This window comes from Bradyrhizobium sp. LTSPM299 (assembly GCF_000938235.1).
Classification (GTDB): Bacteria; Pseudomonadota; Alphaproteobacteria; order Rhizobiales; family Xanthobacteraceae; genus Bradyrhizobium.
In genome coordinates, this window is the sequence record NZ_JYMU01000013.1 from 182,234 (window position 1) to 203,013 (window position 20,780).

Annotated in this window: 21 protein-coding genes; 17 read left to right on the forward strand and 4 right to left on the reverse strand. The window is 63.3% G+C overall.

Annotated elements, in window-relative coordinates:
* Positions 1-11: 11 nt before the first annotated feature.
* Together pqqB and pqqA are read right to left on the reverse strand one after the other, a co-directional pair.
* Positions 12-941, reverse strand: coding sequence for a pyrroloquinoline quinone biosynthesis protein PqqB (gene pqqB, locus UP10_RS08840; RefSeq protein ID WP_044586962.1), 930 nt, complete (start codon positions 939-941; stop codon positions 12-14).
* A 169-nt stretch (positions 942-1,110) separates the two neighbouring features.
* On the reverse strand, positions 1,111-1,191 hold the full coding sequence (pqqA, locus tag UP10_RS08845) for a pyrroloquinoline quinone precursor peptide PqqA (protein ID WP_035635412.1): 81 nt from the start codon (positions 1,189-1,191) through the stop codon (positions 1,111-1,113).
* Between the two features lie 355 nt (positions 1,192-1,546).
* On the opposite strand from pqqA, the gene UP10_RS08850 reads away from it, so the two are divergent.
* The 8 genes from UP10_RS08850 to UP10_RS08885 all read left to right on the forward strand — a co-directional run bounded on the left by UP10_RS08850 (position 1,547) and on the right by UP10_RS08885 (position 8,713).
* The gene (locus UP10_RS08850; RefSeq protein WP_044539515.1) at positions 1,547-1,804 is read left to right on the forward strand and encodes a DUF6894 family protein; all 258 of its coding nucleotides are present in this window, start codon (positions 1,547-1,549) and stop codon (positions 1,802-1,804) included.
* Between the two features lie 166 nt (positions 1,805-1,970).
* Positions 1,971-3,236 carry a PQQ-dependent sugar dehydrogenase gene (locus tag UP10_RS08855; RefSeq protein ID WP_156179716.1) on the forward strand — a complete coding sequence of 422 codons (1,266 nt, stop codon included), beginning with the start codon at positions 1,971-1,973 and terminating at the stop codon, positions 3,234-3,236.
* 112 nt (positions 3,237-3,348) lie between these two features.
* On the forward strand, positions 3,349-3,918 hold the full coding sequence (locus UP10_RS08860; RefSeq protein ID WP_050043599.1) for a c-type cytochrome: 570 nt from the start codon (positions 3,349-3,351) through the stop codon (positions 3,916-3,918).
* Positions 3,919-3,990: 72 nt separating this feature from the next.
* On the forward strand, positions 3,991-5,382 hold the full coding sequence (locus UP10_RS08865) for an amidase family protein (RefSeq protein WP_044586963.1): 1,392 nt from the start codon (positions 3,991-3,993) through the stop codon (positions 5,380-5,382).
* A 61-nt stretch (positions 5,383-5,443) separates the two neighbouring features.
* Positions 5,444-5,920 carry a glutathione peroxidase gene (locus UP10_RS08870; protein WP_044586964.1) on the forward strand — a complete coding sequence of 159 codons (477 nt, stop codon included), beginning with the start codon at positions 5,444-5,446 and terminating at the stop codon, positions 5,918-5,920.
* The gene (locus UP10_RS08875; RefSeq protein WP_044586965.1) at positions 5,917-6,198 is read left to right on the forward strand and encodes a DUF3297 family protein; all 282 of its coding nucleotides are present in this window, start codon (positions 5,917-5,919) and stop codon (positions 6,196-6,198) included. The genes UP10_RS08870 and UP10_RS08875 overlap by 4 nt, the downstream gene beginning before the upstream one ends.
* Before the next feature lie 120 nt (positions 6,199-6,318).
* A complete protein-coding gene (locus tag UP10_RS08880; protein ID WP_044587208.1) occupies positions 6,319-7,488 on the forward strand; it encodes a mandelate racemase/muconate lactonizing enzyme family protein in 1,170 nt (389 codons plus the stop codon).
* Positions 7,489-7,660: 172 nt separating this feature from the next.
* On the forward strand, positions 7,661-8,713 hold the full coding sequence (locus UP10_RS08885) for a hypothetical protein (RefSeq protein WP_044586966.1): 1,053 nt from the start codon (positions 7,661-7,663) through the stop codon (positions 8,711-8,713).
* Positions 8,714-8,736: 23 nt separating this feature from the next.
* Here the strand turns inward: UP10_RS08885 and UP10_RS08890 are convergent, their stop codons facing one another.
* Positions 8,737-10,104 carry a malonyl-CoA decarboxylase gene (locus tag UP10_RS08890; protein WP_044586967.1) on the reverse strand — a complete coding sequence of 456 codons (1,368 nt, stop codon included), beginning with the start codon at positions 10,102-10,104 and terminating at the stop codon, positions 8,737-8,739.
* Between the two features lie 144 nt (positions 10,105-10,248).
* Complete coding sequence (locus UP10_RS08895) at positions 10,249-11,049, reverse strand: AraC family transcriptional regulator (protein WP_044587209.1); 801 nt, start codon at positions 11,047-11,049, stop codon at positions 10,249-10,251.
* Positions 11,050-11,135: 86 nt separating this feature from the next.
* Between UP10_RS08895 and UP10_RS08900 the strand changes: the two genes are divergently transcribed.
* The 9 genes from UP10_RS08900 (at position 11,136) to UP10_RS08940 (ending at position 20,732) form a co-directional block, all read left to right on the forward strand.
* Positions 11,136-12,314 carry an MFS transporter gene (locus UP10_RS08900; RefSeq protein WP_044586968.1) on the forward strand — a complete coding sequence of 393 codons (1,179 nt, stop codon included), beginning with the start codon at positions 11,136-11,138 and terminating at the stop codon, positions 12,312-12,314.
* A 71-nt stretch (positions 12,315-12,385) separates the two neighbouring features.
* Complete coding sequence (locus UP10_RS08905) at positions 12,386-13,693, forward strand: MFS transporter (RefSeq protein WP_044586969.1); 1,308 nt, start codon at positions 12,386-12,388, stop codon at positions 13,691-13,693.
* A gap of 15 nt (positions 13,694-13,708) precedes the next feature.
* Positions 13,709-14,335 carry a DJ-1/PfpI family protein gene (locus UP10_RS08910; RefSeq protein ID WP_044586970.1) on the forward strand — a complete coding sequence of 209 codons (627 nt, stop codon included), beginning with the start codon at positions 13,709-13,711 and terminating at the stop codon, positions 14,333-14,335.
* Between the two features lie 90 nt (positions 14,336-14,425).
* Positions 14,426-15,226 carry a transporter substrate-binding domain-containing protein gene (locus UP10_RS08915; RefSeq protein WP_044586971.1) on the forward strand — a complete coding sequence of 267 codons (801 nt, stop codon included), beginning with the start codon at positions 14,426-14,428 and terminating at the stop codon, positions 15,224-15,226.
* 254 nt (positions 15,227-15,480) lie between these two features.
* Positions 15,481-16,797: an NtaA/DmoA family FMN-dependent monooxygenase gene (locus UP10_RS08920; protein ID WP_044586972.1), complete on the forward strand. Its 1,317-nt coding sequence runs from the start codon at positions 15,481-15,483 to the stop codon at positions 16,795-16,797.
* A gap of 30 nt (positions 16,798-16,827) precedes the next feature.
* The gene (locus UP10_RS08925; protein ID WP_050043600.1) at positions 16,828-17,940 is read left to right on the forward strand and encodes an ABC transporter substrate-binding protein; all 1,113 of its coding nucleotides are present in this window, start codon (positions 16,828-16,830) and stop codon (positions 17,938-17,940) included.
* A complete protein-coding gene (locus UP10_RS08930) occupies positions 17,925-19,037 on the forward strand; it encodes an ABC transporter ATP-binding protein (protein WP_245321691.1) in 1,113 nt (370 codons plus the stop codon). Before UP10_RS08925 ends, UP10_RS08930 begins: the two co-directional genes overlap by 16 nt.
* On the forward strand, positions 19,030-19,950 hold the full coding sequence (locus UP10_RS08935; protein WP_050043601.1) for an ABC transporter permease: 921 nt from the start codon (positions 19,030-19,032) through the stop codon (positions 19,948-19,950). The genes UP10_RS08930 and UP10_RS08935 overlap by 8 nt, the downstream gene beginning before the upstream one ends.
* 11 nt (positions 19,951-19,961) lie before the next feature.
* Positions 19,962-20,732: an ABC transporter permease gene (locus UP10_RS08940; protein WP_245321692.1), complete on the forward strand. Its 771-nt coding sequence runs from the start codon at positions 19,962-19,964 to the stop codon at positions 20,730-20,732.
* Positions 20,733-20,780 lie beyond the last annotated feature (48 nt).

The following is a 20,780-nucleotide window of genomic DNA, read 5'->3' on the forward strand; positions in this document are numbered from 1 at the left end:
GGGCACCATATTCACAGCACGATCTCCGTTCCATCCCTGGGAATCTGCCAGCCTGCCTGTTCGACCGCCTTGCGCTCGGCCGAGGTCCCAAGCAGTGCCGGGTTGGAGTTGTTGATATGCAAAAACACTTTTCGTCCGATGTCGAGACCGGCGAGGCTTGCGATCGCACCGTGATCACCCGACATCGCGATATGTCCCATGCCCTGGCCGGTCTTGTTGCCGAGCCCTGCCACGATCAATTCGTCGTCGCGCCACACCGTGCCGTCGAAGAACACCAGCGGCGCGCCCTTCAGCCGTGCCTTGAGATCGTCGGTCACCCGGGCGCAGGCGGCCAGGAAGTAGAGATATTTGCCGGTGCGTCTATCCGCAATACGCAGGCCGAGCGTATCGCCAACGCCGTCGGCGCCCGCCGGATGCGCCTTGCCCTCAAGGTACCATGCGCCCTTGCCGGGAACCTCGAACGGCAGCACCTCGATCCCCGACGGCGATCCGTCGGGCAGACTGGGCTCAAAGGCCTGGTCGACTGCGATTGGTTGGCGGGCGACGTTCTTGTCACTGAGCACGTTGAAGATGCTGTTGGCGCGCAGGATCGCCAGCACGCGCTCATGGCCGTAGATCGTAAACGGCGATCCCTCGCGCATCGACAGCAGCCCTGCGACGGCGTCGATCTCGCCATTGGTGAGAATCACACCCGCGATCGGGCTGTGACGCAGGCTGCCTGCTTTCGGATGCAATTGCGGCGTCGCGATCAATTGCTGGCGGAGATCGGGAGAAGCGTTGACAAGGAACCAGTGCGCGCCATCGCCGCTGACGGCGATCGAGGCCTGCGTGCTCTGCAATTCCGGATGATCGCTTCGTGCTTTCAGGCACACCGGACATCCACAGTTCCACTGCGGAACACCGCCACCGGCTGCGGCGCCCAGGACGACGACGCGAAGCATGATCCGTCTCCTGGAGAAGTCTTGTTCGAATTTAAGAACGCTCGAACCTAAGTACGCTCGAACCCAAAAACGCTACGAGGTGGAGCCCGGATTTGAAGCACACTCCCTTGATCGGGAGCGCGTCATGCCCGGGCATCCACCTGCGCTAAACGGTATAGGACGCTGCCGCTTACTTGCGGGTCGCGCACATATACATGTTGATTTCCATGCCGACCGACACTTCGACGATTTTCGGTGCTTTCCAGGCCATTTCGCTCTCCATTGCAACCGGACGAACATTCCGCCCTGCAGGTTAAACTACTGTGGATCGAAAAGTTCGCCAGCTAAATTTTTTGCAAGGATGCCTTGCTAAGGGCATGTTGCATTGCACTATTCTCCCGTGACCGCTCACGGATTTGTGCGCAATCTGCGCTCAAAAGCCCGTGGCGTCAGACCTTTTTCCTGTTGTTCGCCACACGGTGAATGGTGATCTTGGATTAGGGAGGGGGAGCAAGCCCTCCTCCGAAGGTCCTGATGACGATTTTGTGCTCGCGTTTGTGCCCTCGTTCGTGCCCTCATTTTGTGATCTTGGTGACGAGGGCGCCCAACTAAGCTGAGTTCTGCCGATGCCACGCTATTTCTTCAACACCCGTATCGGCGACGAGCTGATTTCCGACCCCGACGGCGAGATCCTGCGCGATCCCGATCGTGCCTGGGAAATGGCGCGGGCCATGATTCGCGAACTGCTCAAGACCGAGGGCGCCGACGGCGCGCTGCTGAGCGCGGTCATCGAGGTGACCGACGACGAGGGCGAGATCGTGCTGGAATTTCCGTTCACCGAGGCGATCCTCGATAGCCCGGATCGCACGATCACCCGGCATTGATGCGCGGCGGAACGGCGCGTGGCGTAAGCCCGCTGGTCGTGTTTCCGGCATGTTTCCGATTGCATTTGTCCGGACAAATTCGCAAGACTAGGATTTGAGGAAAGCCGCCGGCCCGGCCAAGTCACCGGTGCCAAGGAAGACGGCTTCCGCTCCAGGGGAGACCACCATGATCCGTTACTCGTCCGCACCGCGCAGCCTGTTGCTAGCGGGTGCTTTCGTCACTGCATTCACGCTTCAGGCCGCCGCGCAACAGCCGGCCGCTCCACCAGCTGCCGGCGCCGCCCAGCCGTTGCAGCCGGGCTCGCCCATGATCGGGCGTCCGGACAATGAGGCGGCCGCTAAGCTCGCTCCCGTCGTGGGGCCGCCGATCCCGGCGTCGCCCGACAAACTGCCGCTGGCCAAGCTGAAGGTTCCGGCCGGCTTCAACGTCGAGGTCTATGCCGCCGGGATGGCCAACGCGCGCTCGCTGGCGCTCGGCGACAAGGGCACCGTGTTCGTCGGCAGCCGGCTCGTCGACAAGGTCTATGCGATCGTCAACAAGGACGGCAAACGTTCGGTCAAGGTGATCGCCTCCGGCCTCTACCGCCCGAACGGCGTCGCCTTCAAGGACGGCACGCTCTACATCGCCGAACTGTCGCAGGTCTCCAAGATCGACAAGATCGAAGACAATCTGGACAGCCCGCCGAAGCCGACCGTGATCTACGACAAGCTGCCAAAGGACGAGGCCCATGGCTGGAAGTTCATCGCCATCGGTCCCGACAACAAGCTCTATGTCCCGGTCGGCCAGCCCGGCAACAACGTGCTGCATGACGACGCCCACGGCCAGATCCGCCGCATGAATCTCGACGGCTCCGGCGCCGAGGTCTTTGCGCTCGGCGTGCGCAACTCGGTCGGCTTCGACTGGAACCCCGAAAACAAGCAGATGTATTTCACCGACAACGGCCGCGACTGGCTGTCGGAGAGCGTGCCGGAAGACGAGCTCAACCGCGTCACCAAGGCCGGCGAGGATTTTGGGGCGCCCTATTGCTGGCAGGGCAACATCATCGATCAGGAACTCGGCTGGGGCAAGAACTGCAAGGACTACACGGCGCCGGTCGGCCTGATGGGCCCGCACACCGCCTCGCTCGGGATGCGCTTCTACACCGGAAGCCAGTTCCCGAAGTCCTACAAGAACGCGATCTTCGTCGCGCGTCACGGCTCCTGGAACAAGTCGCAGAAGCAGGGCGGCGACATCGTCGTGGTCAAGCTGAACAAGGACGGCACCGTGAAGTCGATCGAGCCGTTCATGACCGGTTTCCTCGAGGACAACAAATATGTCGGCCGCCCGGTCGACGTGATGCTGTTGAAGGACGGCTCGCTGCTGGTCTCCGACGACTGGAACGGCGCGGTCTACCGCATCAGCTACGGCAAGCCGAAGGTCGCTGCGCAGTAACAACCAACCACGTCATTCCGGGCTGGTGCGTTAGCACCAGACCCGGAATCTCGAGATTCCGGGTTCGATGTTGCGCATCGCCCCGGAATGACGGAATTACCGGGAGTGACCAATGCGTAAGATGATGATCCCCGCGCTCGTATTGGCCACGATCGGTTTCCCCGCAAACGCAGAAACCATCCAGGAGCGCACCGTGACGTGCTTTGCCTGTCATGGCGAGCATGGCATGTCGGAGACCGAGAACACGCCGTCGCTTGGCGGCCAGCAGGCGCCGTATGCGCTGATCCAGCTCTTCATGTTCCGCGAGAAGCTGCGCACCTTCGAGCCGATGAACGAGATGGCGAAATCGTTCACCGACGATGATTTGCGCATCTTCTCCGACTTCATCGCGACGCTGCCGAAGCCTGTACCGCCCACCGAGGCCGGCGATCCGGCGCGGATGGCGCGCGGCCAGGCGCTGGTGCAGCAGAACCGTTGCAACACCTGCCACAACGCCGATTTTTCGGGCAAGGAGAACGTCCCGCGGATCGCCAACCAGCGCGAGGATTATCTCGCCAAGACATTGGGCGAATACAAGGACAACAGCCGCCATGGCTACGACGGCACCATGGCCGACGTGATGCAGCCGATCGCCAAGGAGCAGATATCGGATCTTGCCTATTACATCGCCCACATCCGCTAGATTTCCCGGCGGCGCGCCGCTGGCCTTGGCTTCCGCGTGGCGCTAAAAGGCCTCCGTCACACGGAGTGTTTCATGCAGGATATTTGGCGTCTGTCGGCCACTGAACTAGCCAGCCTCATCAAATCGAAAAAGGTCTCGGCGAAGGAGGCGGCGGAGGCCGGGCTTGCCCGGCTCGACGCGGTCAACCCGAAGATCAACGCGGTGGTCGATCACCGGCCGGACGACGTGCTGGCGCAGGCCGCATCCATCGATGCGGCGATTGCGCGCGGCGAGGCGGTCGGGCCACTGGCCGGCGTACCCGTCACGATCAAGGTCAATGTCGACCAGCAAGGCTATGCCACCACCAACGGCCTGAAGCTGCAGCACGATACCATCGCGAAGGTCGACAATCCGGTGGTCGCCAATCTGCGCAAGGCGGGCGCCGTCCTGCTCGGCCGTACCAACTGCCCGGCGTTCTCCTATCGCTGGTTCACCACCAATTTGATACACGGCGACACCAAGAACCCGCGCGACCCGAACATCACCCCGGGCGGCTCGTCCGGCGGCGCGGGTGCGGCGGTTGCGGCCGGCATCGGCCACATCGCCCATGGCACCGATATCGCGGGCTCGATCCGCTATCCCGCCTATGCCTGCGGCGTGCATGGCTTGCGGCCGAGTCTCGGCCGCATTCCGGCGTTCAATGCCGCGCTGCCGGAGCGCCCGATCGGGCCGCAGATCAGCGCGGTCTCCGGCCCGCTGGCGCGCACCGTCAACGACCTGCGTATTTCGTTGGCGGCAATGTCGGCGCCCGACCATCGCGATCCCTGGTACGTGCCGGCACCGCTCGAAGGGCCGCCGCGAGAAAAGCGCGTCGCGATGTGCCTCAATCCTGACGGCCTCGACCCCGTGCCCGAGGTGGTCGCCGCCGTGGCGGACGCCGGCAAGCGGCTGCAAGATGCGGGCTGGATCGTCGAGGAGATATCAGACACGCCGTCGCTGCGCGAGGCAGCCGAGATTCAGACCAGGCTCTGGCTCGGTGACGACTACGAGGCCCAGCTTGAGATGGCCGAGCGCGAGGGCGATCCCGGCGCGCTGGCCTGCCTGCGCGGCAACCGCGCAAAAGTGCATCCGTTCGATCTCTCGAAGGCGCTGACCCGGCGCGCGACGTTGACGCGGGAGTGGTTCGCCTTCCTCGACAAATATCCGGTGCTGCTGATGCCGGTGTCGGGCGAACTGCCGTTCCCCGATCATCTCGACCGCAAGGACGAGGCGTCGTTCGCGCGGGTGTGGCATGCCCAGCTGTCGCAGATTGCCATTCCCTTCATGGGGCTTCCCGGGCTAACGGTTTCCACCGGACTGGTCGGACGGATCCCGGTCGGCGTGCAACTGGTCGCTGCCCGCTACCGCGAGGATTTGTGCCTTGCCGCCGGTGAGGCGGTCGAGGCAGGCGGCACGCCGTCGGCGGCGATCGATCCGGCAGAATAGCGCATGATCCGGAAAAGCGGTTTTCCGACCAGATCATACGCAGATAAAAGCGAGGAAGACGATGCCGAACGTTTATGATTTCACGGCCCAGTCTCTGACCGGCGAGGAAGTGCCGCTGCAGCGGTTCGAGAAACAGGTGCTGCTGATCGTCAACACCGCGAGCGCCTGCGGCTTCACGCCGCAATACAAGGGCCTGCAGGAGCTGCACGCCGATCTGTCGCCGCGCGGCTTTGCCGTGCTCGGCTTTCCCTGCAACCAGTTCGGTGCGCAGGAGCCCGGTGATGCGAAGCAGATCGCGGATTTCTGCGAGATCAAATACGCCGTGACGTTTCCGATGTTCGCCAAGGTCGACGTCAATGGCAGCAATGCGCATCCGTTGTATGAGTACCTGAAGCGTGAGAAGTCGGGCCTGCTCGGCGCATCGATCAAATGGAATTTCACCAAATTCCTGATCGATCGGTCCGGCAAGGTGGTGGCGCGGCATGCGCCGACCGCCCGGCCAGAAGGATTGAAGAAGGATATCGAGGCGCTGCTATGAGCGAGAACAACGACACCACCAACGAAGCTACTGAAGGGCAATTTCCGGACCGTCTCTCGGTCAATCCGAGCAGCCCGTATTACAACGAGGCGATCCTGTCACGCGACGTCGGCATCCGCTTCAAGGGCGCCGAGAAGACCAATGTCGAGGAATACTGCATCAGCGAAGGCTGGGTGCGCGTCACCGCCGGCAATGCCAAGGATCGCCACGGCAATCCGCTGACCATCAAGGTGCATGGCCCGGTCGAGCCGTATTTCCGGGATATCAAGGCGTCCTGATTGTCATTCCGGGGCGCGCTTAGCGCGAACCCGGAATCTCGAGATTCTCCGGCACGCAACCGCGTGCCGTAGTTCGATGCTTCGCATCGCCCCGGAATGACGAAAACCGAAAGCACCACCATGTCCGTCCGCATCGTCGATATCAGAGAGGTGACAAAGCCGATCTCCTCGCCGATCCGCAACGCCTATATCGACTTCAGCAAGATGACCACGAGCCTGGTCGCCGCCGTCACCGATGTGGTGCGCGATGGCAAACGCGTGGTCGGCTACGGCTTCAATTCCAACGGTCGCTACGGGCAGGGCGGCCTGATCCGTGAGCGCTTTGCGCCGCGCCTGCTCGAGGCCGATCCGAAATCATTGCTCGATGCGGCAGGCAGCAATCTCGATCCGGACAAGGTCTGGTCGACGCTGATGTCTAACGAAAAGCCCGGCGGCCATGGCGAGCGCTCGGTCGCGGTCGGCACCATCGATATGGCGGTGTGGGACGCGGTGGCGAAGATTGCGGGCAAGCCATTGTTTCGTCTGCTCGCCGAGCGCCATGGTGTGAGCGCCAATCCGCGGGTCTTCGTCTATGCCGCCGGCGGCTATTATTATCCGGGCAAGGACCTCGGCGCGTTGCGCAAGGAGATGCGCGGCTATCTCGACCGCGGCTACAATGTCGTCAAGATGAAGATCGGCGGCGCGCCGCTCGCCGAGGACCGCGATCGCATCGAGGCGGTGCTGAAGGAGATCGGCAAGGACGCGCAGCTCGCGGTCGACGCCAACGGCCGCTTCGATCTCGAGACCGCGATCGCCTACGCCAAGATGCTGCGCGACTATCCGCTGTTCTGGTACGAGGAGGCCGGCGATCCGCTCGACTATGCGCTGCAGGCCGCGCTGGCGGAGTTCTATCCAGGGCCGATGGCAACCGGCGAAAACCTGTTCAGCCACCAGGACGCGAAGAACCTCATCCGCTACGGCGGCATGCGCTCCGATCGCGACTGGCTGCAGTTCGATTGCGCGCTGTCCTACGGGCTCTGCGAGTATCAGCGCACGCTCGACGTGCTGAAGACCCACGGCTGGTCGCCGAGCCGCTGCATCCCGCATGGCGGCCACCAGATGTCGCTCAACATCGCAGCCGGTCTCGGGCTCGGCGGCAATGAGAGCTATCCCGACCTGTTCCAGCCCTATGGCGGCTTCCCGGACGGCGTGCGGGTGGAGAACGGCCACATCACGATGCCCGATCTGCCGGGCATCGGGTTTGAGGGAAAGTCGGATTTGTACAAGGAAATGAAGGCGTTGGCGGACTAGCCAGGCCAGTCCAGCTGGCCTGCCGTCTCCCCGAGCGACCGCTCTCCAAGTATTTTGAGCGTTGTTCAAATAATTATTGAACGCGGCTCAAGCTTCCGTACACTCAGATATGAGTACAGGCCTTTTCCCGCTTAACGGGGAGAGGCGCGAACCGCAGCGCGGGAAGTGTCGCATGCCATATTCAGTGAACGATCTACGAGTTGCCGCAGATGCAGGCGTCATCAGCGCCACTGATCTGGAGCGGTTGCTTACCTTTCTGTCGAGCCGTGAATCGCGAGAGCAGGCCAGCGGCGCGAGGCCGCCGGCAAAGTTCGATGCTGCAAATCTGCTGTGGTACGCCGGCGCACTGATCGTGATCGGCGCCATGGGGCTGTTCTCGACATTGGCCTTCACGCAGATGGGCGGCCGTGCGCTCACGCTCTGCGCGATCGCCTACGCGATCGGATTTACCGTGGCAGGTCACCACCTCTGGTACGGCAAGAATTTGCGCGTGCCCGGCGGGTTGCTGATTGCGGTTGCGGTGTCGATGGCGCCGCTCGCGGTCTATGGCATCCAGGACGAACTCGGCTGGTGGGGCAAGTTCGGCAAGCCGGGGTCCGTGCACGACTTCTATATCTGGGTCAAAGGCAGTTGGGTCTTCATGGAGATCGCGACTGTCGCTGCCGGCACGCTCGCGCTGCGCTACTACCGGTTTCCATTCATCGTCGCCCTCATCGCGTTCGCGCTCTGGTTCATGTCGATGGATCTGGCGCCATGGTTCAGCGGCGCGGATCACCTCGATTTCGAGATGCGGCGCATTGTGTCGATCTGGTTCGGACTTCTTGTCCTCGCCGTGGCCTGGACCGTGGACTATCGCAGCCGCAATGGCGACTTTGCGTTCTGGCTGCATCTGTTCGGATTGCTGGCGTTCTGGGGTGGAATTACCGCTTCCGACAGCGCAACCGAGCTGGGGCGGGCGATCTACTGCCTGTTCAATGTCGGCCTGCTCGCACTCGCCGTGATCCTGATGCGGCGCGCCTATGCTGTGTTCGGCGCGTTCGGCATCTGTCTCTATCTCGGACATCTCGCCGACGCCGTTTTCAAGGACTCGCTATTGTTTCCCTTCGCGCTGTCGCTGATCGGAATAGCCGTGATCGCTGCCGGTCTGCTCTACCACCGCAACGAGCGCGCCATCGCTGGCTGGCTCGCGGCACATGTTCCCGCCGTGCTGTTGCGGGTGCAATGACGGGGAGGAGCCCGTGATCCTTCCTACGACAGCCGCATATCCCGCAGCCGGCGGCCTTCGCCCTTCAAGAGCTTCTTTACCGCGCTGGAGGCGATCACCTCGCCATTGTTGGCGTAGGCCTCGTGGTTCTTCTCGATGTCGTCGAGGCGATAGAGATAGTTGACCATGATTCCGGCGGATTCGCGCAGGCCCTTCGGCGAGAGGTCGCCGAGCCAGTTGATGCGCTCCAGCCGCGCGCCGTTGCCGAGATGGAAGCGCGCGACCGAATCGATCATGCGTCCCTTCGGCGTGCGGGCCTTGAGGAAATAATAGGCCGCAAGCGGCTCGACCACGGCGCGCAGCTGCGTCGTCAGTTCGGCATTGTCGATCCAGTCTGTCTTTTCGAGGCTCTCCAACAGCGTCCGGTCCTCGTCGGAAACGGGCACGGCCTCGGCCTCCTTCAGCCATTGCATGAAGCCCGGCACCGGCGACAGTGTCACGAAGGTGTCGAGCTTGGGCAATTCGCGGCGCAGTTCCTCGACCACCTGCTTGATCAGGAAGTTGCCGAAGGTGATGCCGCCGAGGCCACGCTGGGTGTTCGAGATCGAATAGAACACGGCGGTGCGGGCGCGCTCGACCGCCACCGGTTCGCGCTCCTCGGCGAGCAGCGGCGCGATCGCGCCGGGAATGGTTTCGGTCAGCGCGACCTCGACGAAGATCAGCGGCTCGTCGGCGAGCGCCGGATGAAAGAAGGCGTAGCAGCGGCGGTCGACCGGATCGATGCGGCGGCGCAAATCGTCCCAGTCGCGGATCTCGTGCACGGCTTCATAACGGATGATCTTTTCCAGAATATTGGCCGGCGATGACCAGTCTATCCTGCGCAGCACGAGAAATCCCCTGTTGAACCAGGATGAGAGCAGATGTGAGACGTCGCGGTCGAGCGCGGCGAGGTCCTTGTTGCCCTTCATCAATGAAAGTAGATCAGATCGCATCGACACCAAATCGCTGGTGCCGTCAGGCGCGCGGTTGAGCCGGCGAATCAGCTCCTGCCGGCGCGGCTCGGAGGCAAAATGCAAATCACTGGAGTCCAAATCGCTGGAGTCATCGCCATTGGCCTCGGCGCGCCAGCCTTCGATCGCCTGCGCCAGCCGTGCACGATCGGGTCCGAAATCGCGGGCCAGCGTCTGGAAAAAGAGCAGGCGGCCGGCGGCATCGAGTTGGTGGTAGCGGTCGAGCACCTCGCGCGCCATCGCCGTACCGGAGGCCTCGCCACGGCCGGACAGCAACGCCTCGCACAATTCCACCAGTTCGGCAGGATCTTGTTTGTCGTCGGCCGCCGAGCCCCGGCGGAGCAAGGTGCGGCCGCGTTCGGAAATCGTCGAGAGCAGGTCGGAGAAGAAGGCGTTGGCCATAGGTGGGTCGCATCCAGTGAAGCCGAACCTTACACGGGATTTAAGGCCGGGACGATCAGAGTCAAGCGCATGGATCGTACGGAAATATGTCAGAGCAGGACAACGGTATAATTCGTCATGGCGGCGCCCGATGACGGATCCCGCTCAGGTTTTCTCGGCAAACTCCGTCGGCGTCTTGCCGGTCACCTGGCGGAAGGCATGGGAAAAGGCCGGCACGCTGGCATAGCCGAGGTCGGAAGCGACCTGCTTGACGGAAACGTTGACGTCGGTCGACAGCCGTTCGATCGCGGCCGCGACGCGGGCGCGCTGGCACCAGCTCTTGAAGCTCAATTGCGTCTCCGCCGAGAACAGCCGCGACAGGGTCCGCGCCGAGGTGCCGACCTCGCGCGCCAGCGTCTCGATCTCATGGTCGTGCGTGGGATCTGCGAGCACGATGTCGGCGGCGCGGCGGCAGCGCGACTCCTGCGGCAGCGGAATGAAGGTCGCGGAGTCCTCGGCCTGGTGCAGCTCCAGCATGACTAGCTTGATCAGCAGCTCGGTGCGCTCGCGGCTGCTGGCGGAGTCGAACAGCGCGAGGATTGCCTGGTGCAGCAGCGGCGACACCCGTACCACGAACTCGTTGTCGAGACTGTCGCTGCGCGGCGCGCGCGCAAGCCAGGCCGGCTCGAAATAGAGCGTCCGCATCTCGATGTCGGCGAGCACGTCGATCGCATGCCGTGACAGGGCAGGGACCCAGACCGCGCGGTCCGGCGGCACCAGAAATCGGCCCTTCGGCGTCGTCACCTGCATGGTGCCTTTTGCGGCATAGACCAGTTGTGCCTCACGGTGCATGTGAGGATCGAGCCGGTGACCCTTCCTGTAGGTGCGTGCGACCATGTGCACGCCGCCGCCGCCGGCGCGCTGGCCCTTTTGAAGCGGTCGAATTGGCGTTTCGGCGACAGTCATTGGCGACATCTCGTCAGGACAAGCCCCTATAACCTATTTCCGAACCCTTGAGGATTCGAGTTAAGGACTGGCCCAGGAACAACCAAATGAATAGCCCCAGCCGGGTGATCTGTTTCGTCAACGCCGCTCACTTCATCGACCATTATGCGATGCTGATTTTCGCCGCCGCTGTCATCATCATGGGCCCGGCGCTCGGCATGGCCTATTCGGAGCTGTTGCCCTATGCGACGCCGGGCTTCATCGCCTTCGGCGCCGGCTCGCTGATCACTGGCTGGCTCGGCGACCGCTGGAGCCGCCGCCACATGATGGTGATCTTCTTCGTCGGGATTGGCCTGGCGATGATTTCGGTCGGCTTCGTGCAGACACCCGTGCAGCTCGGCGCGGCGCTGTTCGCGATCGGCATCTTTGCCTCGATCTACCATCCGGTCGGCACCGCGATGATCGTGTCCTATGCCGAGAAGCTCGGCGCCCAGATGGGCATCAACGGCGTCTGGGGCAATCTCGGCGTCGCCTCGTCGGCGCTGGTCACCGGCGTGGTCGGCCAGTATCTCGGCTGGCGCTGGGCCTTCATCGTGCCCGGCGTGGTCACCGTGCTGGTCGGCATCGCTTTTGCGATGACCGTGGTCCATGAGGACCGCAAGGGCTCGAGGCAGGCGGCAGCCCAGGTCTGCGTCGCCAAGGAAGACATGTGGCGCGTCGTGCTGTCGCTGTTGATCGTGGTGATCGCGATCTCGACCACGTTCAACGCGGTGACGGTGGCGCTGCCCAAACTGTTCGCGGAACGGCTCGCCGACCTGACCAGGAGCCCGGCGCTGCTCGGCGTGATCGCGGCCGGGGTCTATGTGTTCGGCGCGATGACGCAGTACACGATCGGCAAGCTGCTGGACAGACATTCGCTGAAGTCGGTGGCGCTGCCGCTGTCGTTCATGCTGGCGCCGTTCCTCTATCTTGCCGCCAGCCTGTCGAACCTGCCGCTGATCGTCGTCTCGATCGGCATCGTGATGGGCGCCTTCGGCCAGGTCACGGTCAACGATGCCATGGTCGGCAAATACACCACCGAAGAGTGGCGCTCGCGCGCCTATGCGGTCCGTTACTTCGTCGGCTTCACCGCCGCGGGTGCCTCGGTCGGTCTGGTGGCCTGGTTGTACGACCATGGCGGCTTCAGCATGATGCTGCGCGCGTTTGCGGCGCTCTGCCTGCTGGCGATCGCCGCGGCGATCATCCTGCCGCGCGAGATCAGGACACCGGCCGCGCAGACGGGCTGATCGCGTCCGGCATGCCGCTTGCATCGCAATAGCTTGGTTTCTCCGGGTTATTGCGATAGCAGGAGGTTGCCATGACCATCGCATCGGCGATGCCGGATGTCGGCGTCGAACGCGCGAAGCTTAATTCCATCGTCTTTGCGGGCTGCCTCGGCACCATCATCGAATGGTATGATTTCCTGATCTACGCCAGCGCGGCAGCGCTGGTGTTCAACAAGGCCTTCTTCCCCACCTTCGATCCGCTCGCCGGCACATTGGCGGCGCTCGGCAGCTATGCCGTCGGTTTCCTGGCGCGTCCGCTCGGCGGCGCCCTGTTCGGTCATTTCGGCGACCGGCTCGGCCGCAAGTCGATGCTGGTCGCCACGCTGTTCATCATGAGCCTCAGCACCTTCTGCATCGGCCTGTTGCCGACCTACGCGTCGATCGGCGTGCTGGCGCCCATTCTTCTGATCCTGCTGCGGATCATCCAGGGCATCGGGCTCGGTGGCGAATGGGGCGGCGCCTCGCTGCTGGTGCTCGAGCATGCGCCGGCCGACCGGCGTGGATTCTACACCAGCTTCGTGCAGGTCGGCTTTCCGATCGGGCTGGTGCTGGCAACGCTGGCCTTTACCTTGGCCACGAAGCTGCCCGATGCCGATTTCGCGACCTACGGCTGGCGCATTCCATTTCTGGTCAGCATCGTGCTGCTGGCGGTCGGAACGTTCGTGCGCCTGCGTGTGCCGGAAACACCGGTGTTCGAGGCACTCAGGACCAGCAAGGGGCTATCAGCCAATCCGGTCGGCGAGGCCGTCAGCAAGAACGCCAGATCGTTCTTCATCGCCGTCGGCCTGAAACTCTCGGAGGTGTCCTGGGTCTATCTGCTTACGGTGTTCGTGGTGGGCTACGCGACGACCAAGCTCAGTCTCCCCAAGGCGATGATGCTCGATGCGGTCCTGTATGCGGCACTCGTGGAGCTCGTCAGCGTGCCGGCATTCGGCTTTCTGTCCGACAAGATCGGCCGCCGCCCGCTCTATATCCTCGGTGCGCTGTTCACGATCGCTTTCGCTTTTCCATTGTTCTGGATGCTGGAGAGCAAGAGCACGGCGCTGATCTTCACCGCAATCGTGATCGCGATGAATTTCGGTCACGGCATGATGTTCGCACCCGAGTCCTGCTATTTTCCTGAATTGTTCGGTCCCAATGTCCGCTATAGTGGCGCGTCATTTGGATTCCAGGTCTCGGCCGCAATCGGCGGCGGCTTTGCCCCGATCATCGCGACCGCGATGGTCGGATATCTCGGCGGCACCACCGGCGTGTCGATCATGATGATCGGCCTGGCGCTGATCACGTTGACCGCGGCGCTGGCGGCGCGTGAGACCAAGGGCGGATCGTTGATGACCTAACGTGGGTCGCGCACCATGAAGTTCGGCATCTTCATTTACGACGGCGTCGAGCCGATCGATCTCGCGACGTTCGGCGTGTTGTCGATGGCGCGCCGGGTCGCGCCGGAGATCGAGATTTGCACGATCGCGCCGAAATCGGGACCGGTCGCATTGGCAAACGGCCTGACGGTCATCGCCGGCTTCGGCATCGGCGATGCACCGCCCTGCGATCTCGTGATTGTGACGGGCGGTCCCGGTTGGACCGCGCAGGCGAAGACGGCGGCGACGCTGGACTATGTCAGAGGCGTCCATGCGCGGGGGCGCATCGCCTCGGTGTGCACCGGCGGCATGATCCTCGCGGCCAGCGGCATTCTCGACCACGGGCCTGCCACGACCAAGCGTGAGGTGGTCGCTCCGGAAACGTCGCCGCTTGAGGTGATGCGCGCGGCCTATCCCGACATCGATGTGCGCGAGGCGATGCTGGTCGATCGGGGGCGGTTGGTCACCGGCGGGGGCGTTTCGCTTTGCATCGACACGACGCTTCATCTCCTCGCCGTGATGCTCGGAACCGATGTGGCCGACGAGACCGCCCGCATCATGGAATATACGCGCGCCTGGCAGGCAAACCGCCAAGAGTTCGCGGCGGTGATCAGCACCGCCTAAGCAAGGTCCTCCGCTAAAAGTTATTTGCGCGGCCGAGGATTCGGGTATCAAGACCCCGATGATCAGTTGAGGCCAAGGGGAGCCGACCCGATGTCCAGCCAGTTGTTGCGTCTTGCGGGCCTCGTTCTGGGAGTGATGATGATGGCCGTGCCAGCCCATGCCAATGACTTGAAGGACCAGATCGCGTCGACCGGCAAGCTCCGGGTCGCGATCGGGATCAGTCCGGCCGGCGGCGCGTTCTGGTCGACCAGGACCGAGGCTGGCGGCTATGCCGGCGTCCCCGTCGATCTCGGCAAGGCGATGGCGGCGCAGCTCGGTGTTCCCGTCGAGTATGTCGCGTACCAGAATTCCGGCCAGATCACCGACGCTACGGCGAACAACAGCTGGGACATCACTTTCCTGCCGAAGGACCCCGAACGCGCGGCCAGGATGACCTTCGGGCCGATCTACGAGGTCGCCGACGCCACCTACATCGTCAAGCCGGGTTCGACGATCAAGACTTTCGCTGATCTCGATCAGGACGGCGTCAAGGTTGCCGCCGTCAACAACACCACGACGATGCGTGGCGCGATCGCGCATCTCAAGCACGCCAAGGTCACGGGCTACCAGACCTATGACGAGATCTTCAATCTCCTGAAAAGCGGCGAGGTCGATGCCTTCGCATTGTCGCGCGACCAGCTCCACGCGATGGCCAAGAAGATTCCGGGCACGCGCGTGCTGGATGAAACCTTCAAGCAGACCGTCACCGCGGTCGCCGTGCCGCTCAACCATCCGCTGGCCGCGGCCTTCGCCGCCAAATTCATGACGGAAGCGACCACCAACGGCACGCTGCGCAAAGCCTATGACGACAACGGCATGAAGGACTCGCCGATCCGCACTCAGACGAAGTAGGGCGGGTTGAGCCGCGCAGGAACTGCGCTCCTTCGTCCCATTCGGAATGTCCATCGCGATGACCGGAATATCGGCAAGGCGCCCCGGGTAATTAAATACGTCACCGCGTCCAGCGTCACGACAGCGGCATCGTCGTCGCCAGAAGCGCCGACCGGAATGCCGTTGCCTGCGTCCAAGGCATAAGTGGCCGGCACAGTATTTGCTTAGCTTCATGCAGTCGATCCCGCCAACTTGATCGCGGTCATGGAGCCCGGATGCCCACCAAACCATTTCACTTGGCATGGTTCCTTCAGGGATCGAGCGCGCAAGCCTGGGGTGAGGCATGGACCGGCCACATCGGCCAGACCTGGATGGAGCCCGAGCTGTTCCTGAACGCGGCGCGCGCGCTTGAACGTGCCTGCTTCGACTACATCCTGCTCGAAGACTCATCTTATGTCGGCGAGAGTTTCGCTGGTTCGACCGAGATCTATCTCAAGAACGGTATCGCCGTGCCGCGTCAGGATCCGTCGGTTGTCGCGGCGCTGATGACGCAGGTGACATCGCGCATCGGCATCGTGCCTACGTTCGGAACCTACGCCTATCACCCCTATTTGCTGTCCCGCCTGGTGGCGACGCTCGACCAGGTGTCAGGCGGGCGGATCGGCTGGAATGCCGTGACCGGCAGTTCGGACTTCGCGGCGATGAACTTCGGAATGCCAGGCATGCCGGAGCACGATCTCCGCTACGACATGGCCGACGAATACATGGAAGTCTGCAACGGCCTGTGGGACTCGTGGGAACCGGGCGCTGTTATCGCCGACCGCAAGAGTGGTGTGTTGATCGACCCCACCAAGGTTCACGCGGTGAACTACAGCGGCAAGTATTACAGCACCCGGGGCCCGCTCAACTCCGGACCGGCGCCGCAGGGCCGGCCGGTGATCGCGCAGGCCGGCGGCTCGCCACGCGGGCGCAAGTTCGCGGCGGCCCATGCCGACACGATCGTGGTCCATGTCAAGGGCATCGCGGCGATGCGCGCCTACCGCGAGGACGTGCACAAGCACATGGTCGCAGCTGGCCGCAAACCTTCCGATTGCAAGGTGCTCTATCTCATCAATCCGATCCTCGGCGAGACCATGCAGGATGCCCTGGAGCGCAAGAAGGCGCGCGCCGCCATCGCGATGGAACGCATCGACGAGCGGCTCGCGCATTTCGGCAAGATAACCAATATCGACTTCGGCAAGTTCGACCTCGACAAGCCGCTGCCCGAGGACGTGACCACCAACGGCCATCAGCAGAACCTTGCGGAATACCGCACCATGGCGAAGGGGCGATCGATCCGGGAAACGATGGCGAGCTTCAATGCGGTCGACCTGTCGGTCGAGCTCTGCGGCACACCCGACGCCGTCGCCGCACGGATGGGCGAGGTGATGCAGGAGGTGGGCGGCGACGGATTCCTGTTCTCGATGCCCAACGTCAACCGGCGCACACTCGCCGAGATCGAGGATGGGTTGGTGCCGGCGCTGCAGGATCGCGGCCTGATGCGCACCGCCTACGAGCACAAGCATTTCCGCGACAATCTTCTGGCGTACTGATCAACCCAAGCAGGAAGGCAGCAAGCCGTCATGCGCGATCATCGTTCTCCAACCAAATTCAGTCGCCGCGCGGCCATCGGGCTGCTCGGCGCAGGCCTCGCGGCGCCGTTCATTCGTCCTGGTCATGCCGAGACAGCGTGGCCGGAACAGACCACGATTCCGGACAGCCTGAAGGGCAGCGGCGAGGTCCGCATCGCCACCTTCGGCGGCACCATGCAGGAAACCCAGCAGAAAGCCTATTTCGAGCCGTTCGAGAAGCTTTCCGGCATCAAGGTCCATGCGTTTCCCGGCACCAACCCGACCAAGATCAAGGCCATGGTCGAGACCGGCAACGTCGAATGGGACATCGCCCAGCTCAGCCGCGGCTCGATCATGAACCTGCAGAAGCAAGGCGATTACTTCGAGAAGATCGACTACTCGCTGATCGACGATGGGGTCGGCGCCGCCTACCGCTTCGAATACGGCCTCGAGATGCTGGTATGGGCGCAGGTGATGGCCTATCGGACCGACGTCATCAAGGGCGAGGCGCCCAAAGGCTGGGCCGACTTCTGGAACACCACGAAATTTCCCGGCGATCGGGCCATGGGCGGCACCGGCGCCGGCGGCTGGCCGGAGATGGAATTCGCCCTGATGGCGGCCGGCGTGCCGGCCGACAAGCTCTATCCCCTCGATATCGACAAGGCCTTCGCGAGCTACGACGAGATCAAGAAGTCGGTCGTCAAATGGTGGGACACCGGCGCGGTGCCGATCCAGCTTCTGACCGACCGCGAGGTCGCAATGACAACCGTCTGGAACGGCCGCATGGCGGCGCTGCAGGCGGCGAACGTTCCGGCGGCGATATGCTGGAATCAGGGGCTGATGAAGCGCGACGCCTGGGGCATCCCCAAGGGCGCCAAGAACGCCACCAATGCCATGAAGTTCGCAGCCTACTCCACCATGGCTATTCCGCAGGCACGCATCGCCTTCGGAATCCCGTACGGTTCGGTCAACGCCAAGTCGAACGATTACATCCGGCCCGAACGGCTCGCGGTCCTGCCCAGCGCCCCCGCCATCAAATCGCAGCTGGTGAACTACGATTTCGATTGGTGGATCGACAATCGCGACGCGGTCGTCAGCCGCTTCAACAAATGGCTGCTGAGCTGACGCCGATGATCGGGGCTGGCCGCGGCGCGAAGGTCACGCTCACCAACCTGGAACGGCGCTATGATCGCGTGGCCGCCGTGGCCGGAGTTTCGCTCGATATCCTCTCGGGCGAATTCCTGACGCTGCTTGGGCCGAGCGGATCCGGCAAGTCGACCACCCTGATGATGATCGCCGGCTTCGAGACGCCGACCGACGGCGACATCGCCATCGACGGCAAGTCGGTGGTCGGCTTGCCGCCGTATCGCCGCAACATCGGCATGGTGTTCCAGAACTACGCGCTGTTTCCCCATCTCACCGCTGCCGACAATATCGGATTTCCGCTGAAGCAGCGTGGCGTCGGCAGGGCTGAGCGGGAGAAGCTGGTCAACGAGGCGCTGGCGCTGGTGCAATTGCCCGACCATGGCGCGCGCTATCCGCGCCAATTGTCCGGTGGCCAGCAACAGCGGGTCGCTCTCGCGCGGGCGATCGTGTTCAAGCCGCGGCTGCTCCTGATGGACGAACCCCTGGGCGCGCTCGACAAGCAGCTCCGCGAGAGCCTGCAGCTGGAGATGCGCCGGCTTCATGCCGAACTTGGCATCACCTTCATCTATGTCACGCACGACCAGGAGGAAGCTCTCACCATGTCGGACCGTATCGCCGTCATGAATGCGGGGCTGGTGGCGCAGATCGGGCGACCCGAGGAGCTCTATAACCGGCCGGGCAGCCGCTTCGTCGCCGCTTTCCTCGGCGAGTCGAATTTCCTGCCGGCTGTCGTGCGCGGCATCGAGGACGATGTCGTCGTCGTCGAGTGCGAAGGGGCGATCATCCGCGCTTTGTGTCCCGGTCGGCCCGCCGCCGGCGAGAAGGTCATGCTGACGACGCGTCCGGAGCGGATCCGCTTTGCCGACGGCGCCTTTGCTTCGACCGCGCCGCAGAACCGGCTCAGCGTCACCGTGACCGAGGCGGTGTTTGCCGGCGAACGCTGCCGCTACATGCTGCAGGCCGGCGATGGCACCGCCATGGTGTTGAAGGAGCCGTCGAGCGCGGCGATCCGGCGCCGCGCGGTTGGCGAGCGTACGGAAATTGCCTGGTCTATTGCGGATACGATCCTTGTCTGAGCGGGTCGACATCGGTTTCCCGGATGTGGCCGCCACGCGGCCGAGCGGCGCGCGGCTGTCCTGGCGAATGTCTTCGCGACTGTTTTGGCGGCCGGCGATGCCGCTGCTGCTGGCGGCACCGCTTCTGCTGTTCATGCTCGTCTTCTACGCAGTTCCGGTGCTGTCGATGTTGATGCGCAGCGTCAACGATCCGGTCTGGACGCTGTCGCATTTTACCTCCCTGTCACGGGATACAGTCTTCCTGAAGGTGTTCACGAACACGCTCTATACCTCGTTGATTGTCACCGCAGGGACCCTGCTGCTGGGCTATCCGGTCGCGCTCTCGCTGCTCCGTGCGCCACGCTACGCGCCGCTGATCTTGATCCTGATCCTGCTGCCATTCTGGACCAGCGTGCTGGTGCGCAGCTACGCCTGGATGGTGCTACTCGGCCGGCACGGCCTCATCAATGAGGCGCTGCTCGCAGCAGGCATCATCGACCAGCCCTTTCGCATCCTCAATACGCCGCTGGCGACCCAGATTGCGATGGTTCACATCCTGTTGCCCTATATGGTTCTCCCGATTGCCAATGCGCTCCGGCAAATCGATCCGTCGCTGGCGCGCGCGGCGTCCGGGCTTGGCGCCACGCCGTGGGCGAGCTTTCGGCAGATCACGCTGCCGCTCTCGATGCCGGGCGTCGCCGCGGGCGTGCTGCTGGTCTTCGTGCTGACCCTCGGCTTCTACATCACGCCGGCGATGGTCGGCGGCACGCGCGAGATCACGCTATCGATGCTGATCGCCCAGCAGGTCGATCAACTCAACTGGGCCTATGCGGCGACCCTTTCGGTCGTGTTGCTGGCAACGGCGCTCGCCATCATCGCGGCTTTCTATCGGCTGCCTGGTGTCGGCCATGCGCTGCGAATGAGCGCACGATGACAGTCACCCGCTTGCTGCCGGCGATGCTCGTCGGCCTGATCCTCATGTTCCTCGCCTTGCCCATCGTCGTCGTGATGGTGGTCTCCTTTTCTTCGGCGACCTACCTGACTTTTCCGCCGCCGGCTTTCGGGTTGCGCTGGTACAGCGCTTATTTCGCCAGCGCCGATTGGCTGCGCTCCACCTGGCTCAGCCTCTGGGTCGCAGCCGCTGTGGTCGTCCTGGCGACCTTGCTCGGCACGCTGGCAGCCCTTGGCATCGCCCGCCTGCCCAAAGCGCTCCGCGTTCTGGCCTCCGCGCTTATCCTGTCGCCCTTGATCGTGCCGGTGATCGTGGTCGCCATCGGCATCTACTACGCTTTCGCCCGCTACGGCCTGGTCGGCACGCCGGCCGGGCTGATCTTCGCGCATACCTGCCTTGCGGTGCCCTTTGTCGTCACCAGCGTGAACGCCAGCCTGGCGGGCATCGATCCGCGCCTGGAGCAAGCAGCACTTAGCCTCGGTGCCACACCCACGGGCGCTTTTTTCCAGATCACGCTGCCACTGATCCGGCCGGGCGTTCTGGTCGGCGCCCTGTTCGCCTTCATCACGTCGTTCGATGAGCTGGTCGTTGCGCTGTTCATATCCGGCTCCGGCGCGGTCACGCTGCCGCGCCGCATGTGGGACAATTTACTCTATCAGATCGAGCCGACCATCGCGGCGGTCTCAACCCTAACCATCGTGCTGACGGTTGTGTTGATGGGCAGCGCCCACCTCCTTGGAAAGCGAGCATCGCGCAATGCCTGACAGGTGCACAAACATTGATCAAGGAACGCAAATTAGTGCTGCTTGCTA

Coding starts and splice junctions, on each gene's coding strand:
- UP10_RS08915 (WP_044586971.1), top strand. CDS start 14,426: ATGTCCAGCCAGTTGTTGCGTCTTGCGGGCCTCGTTCTGGGAGTGATG.
- UP10_RS08910 (WP_044586970.1), top strand. CDS start 13,709: ATGAAGTTCGGCATCTTCATTTACGACGGCGTCGAGCCGATCGATCTC.
- pqqA (WP_035635412.1), bottom strand. CDS start 1,191: ATGGCCTGGAAAGCACCGAAAATCGTCGAAGTGTCGGTCGGCATGGAA.
- UP10_RS08865 (WP_044586963.1), top strand. CDS start 3,991: ATGCAGGATATTTGGCGTCTGTCGGCCACTGAACTAGCCAGCCTCATC.
- UP10_RS08890 (WP_044586967.1), bottom strand. CDS start 10,104: ATGGCCAACGCCTTCTTCTCCGACCTGCTCTCGACGATTTCCGAACGC.
- UP10_RS08925 (WP_050043600.1), top strand. CDS start 16,828: ATGCGCGATCATCGTTCTCCAACCAAATTCAGTCGCCGCGCGGCCATC.
- UP10_RS08880 (WP_044587208.1), top strand. CDS start 6,319: ATGTCCGTCCGCATCGTCGATATCAGAGAGGTGACAAAGCCGATCTCC.
- UP10_RS08920 (WP_044586972.1), top strand. CDS start 15,481: ATGCCCACCAAACCATTTCACTTGGCATGGTTCCTTCAGGGATCGAGC.
- pqqB (WP_044586962.1), bottom strand. CDS start 941: ATGCTTCGCGTCGTCGTCCTGGGCGCCGCAGCCGGTGGCGGTGTTCCG.
- UP10_RS08875 (WP_044586965.1), top strand. CDS start 5,917: ATGAGCGAGAACAACGACACCACCAACGAAGCTACTGAAGGGCAATTT.
- UP10_RS08905 (WP_044586969.1), top strand. CDS start 12,386: ATGACCATCGCATCGGCGATGCCGGATGTCGGCGTCGAACGCGCGAAG.
- UP10_RS08885 (WP_044586966.1), top strand. CDS start 7,661: ATGCCATATTCAGTGAACGATCTACGAGTTGCCGCAGATGCAGGCGTC.
- UP10_RS08930 (WP_245321691.1), top strand. CDS start 17,925: ATGGCTGCTGAGCTGACGCCGATGATCGGGGCTGGCCGCGGCGCGAAG.
- UP10_RS08860 (WP_050043599.1), top strand. CDS start 3,349: ATGCGTAAGATGATGATCCCCGCGCTCGTATTGGCCACGATCGGTTTC.
- UP10_RS08855 (WP_156179716.1), top strand. CDS start 1,971: ATGATCCGTTACTCGTCCGCACCGCGCAGCCTGTTGCTAGCGGGTGCT.
- UP10_RS08850 (WP_044539515.1), top strand. CDS start 1,547: ATGCCACGCTATTTCTTCAACACCCGTATCGGCGACGAGCTGATTTCC.
- UP10_RS08870 (WP_044586964.1), top strand. CDS start 5,444: ATGCCGAACGTTTATGATTTCACGGCCCAGTCTCTGACCGGCGAGGAA.
- UP10_RS08900 (WP_044586968.1), top strand. CDS start 11,136: ATGAATAGCCCCAGCCGGGTGATCTGTTTCGTCAACGCCGCTCACTTC.
- UP10_RS08895 (WP_044587209.1), bottom strand. CDS start 11,049: ATGACTGTCGCCGAAACGCCAATTCGACCGCTTCAAAAGGGCCAGCGC.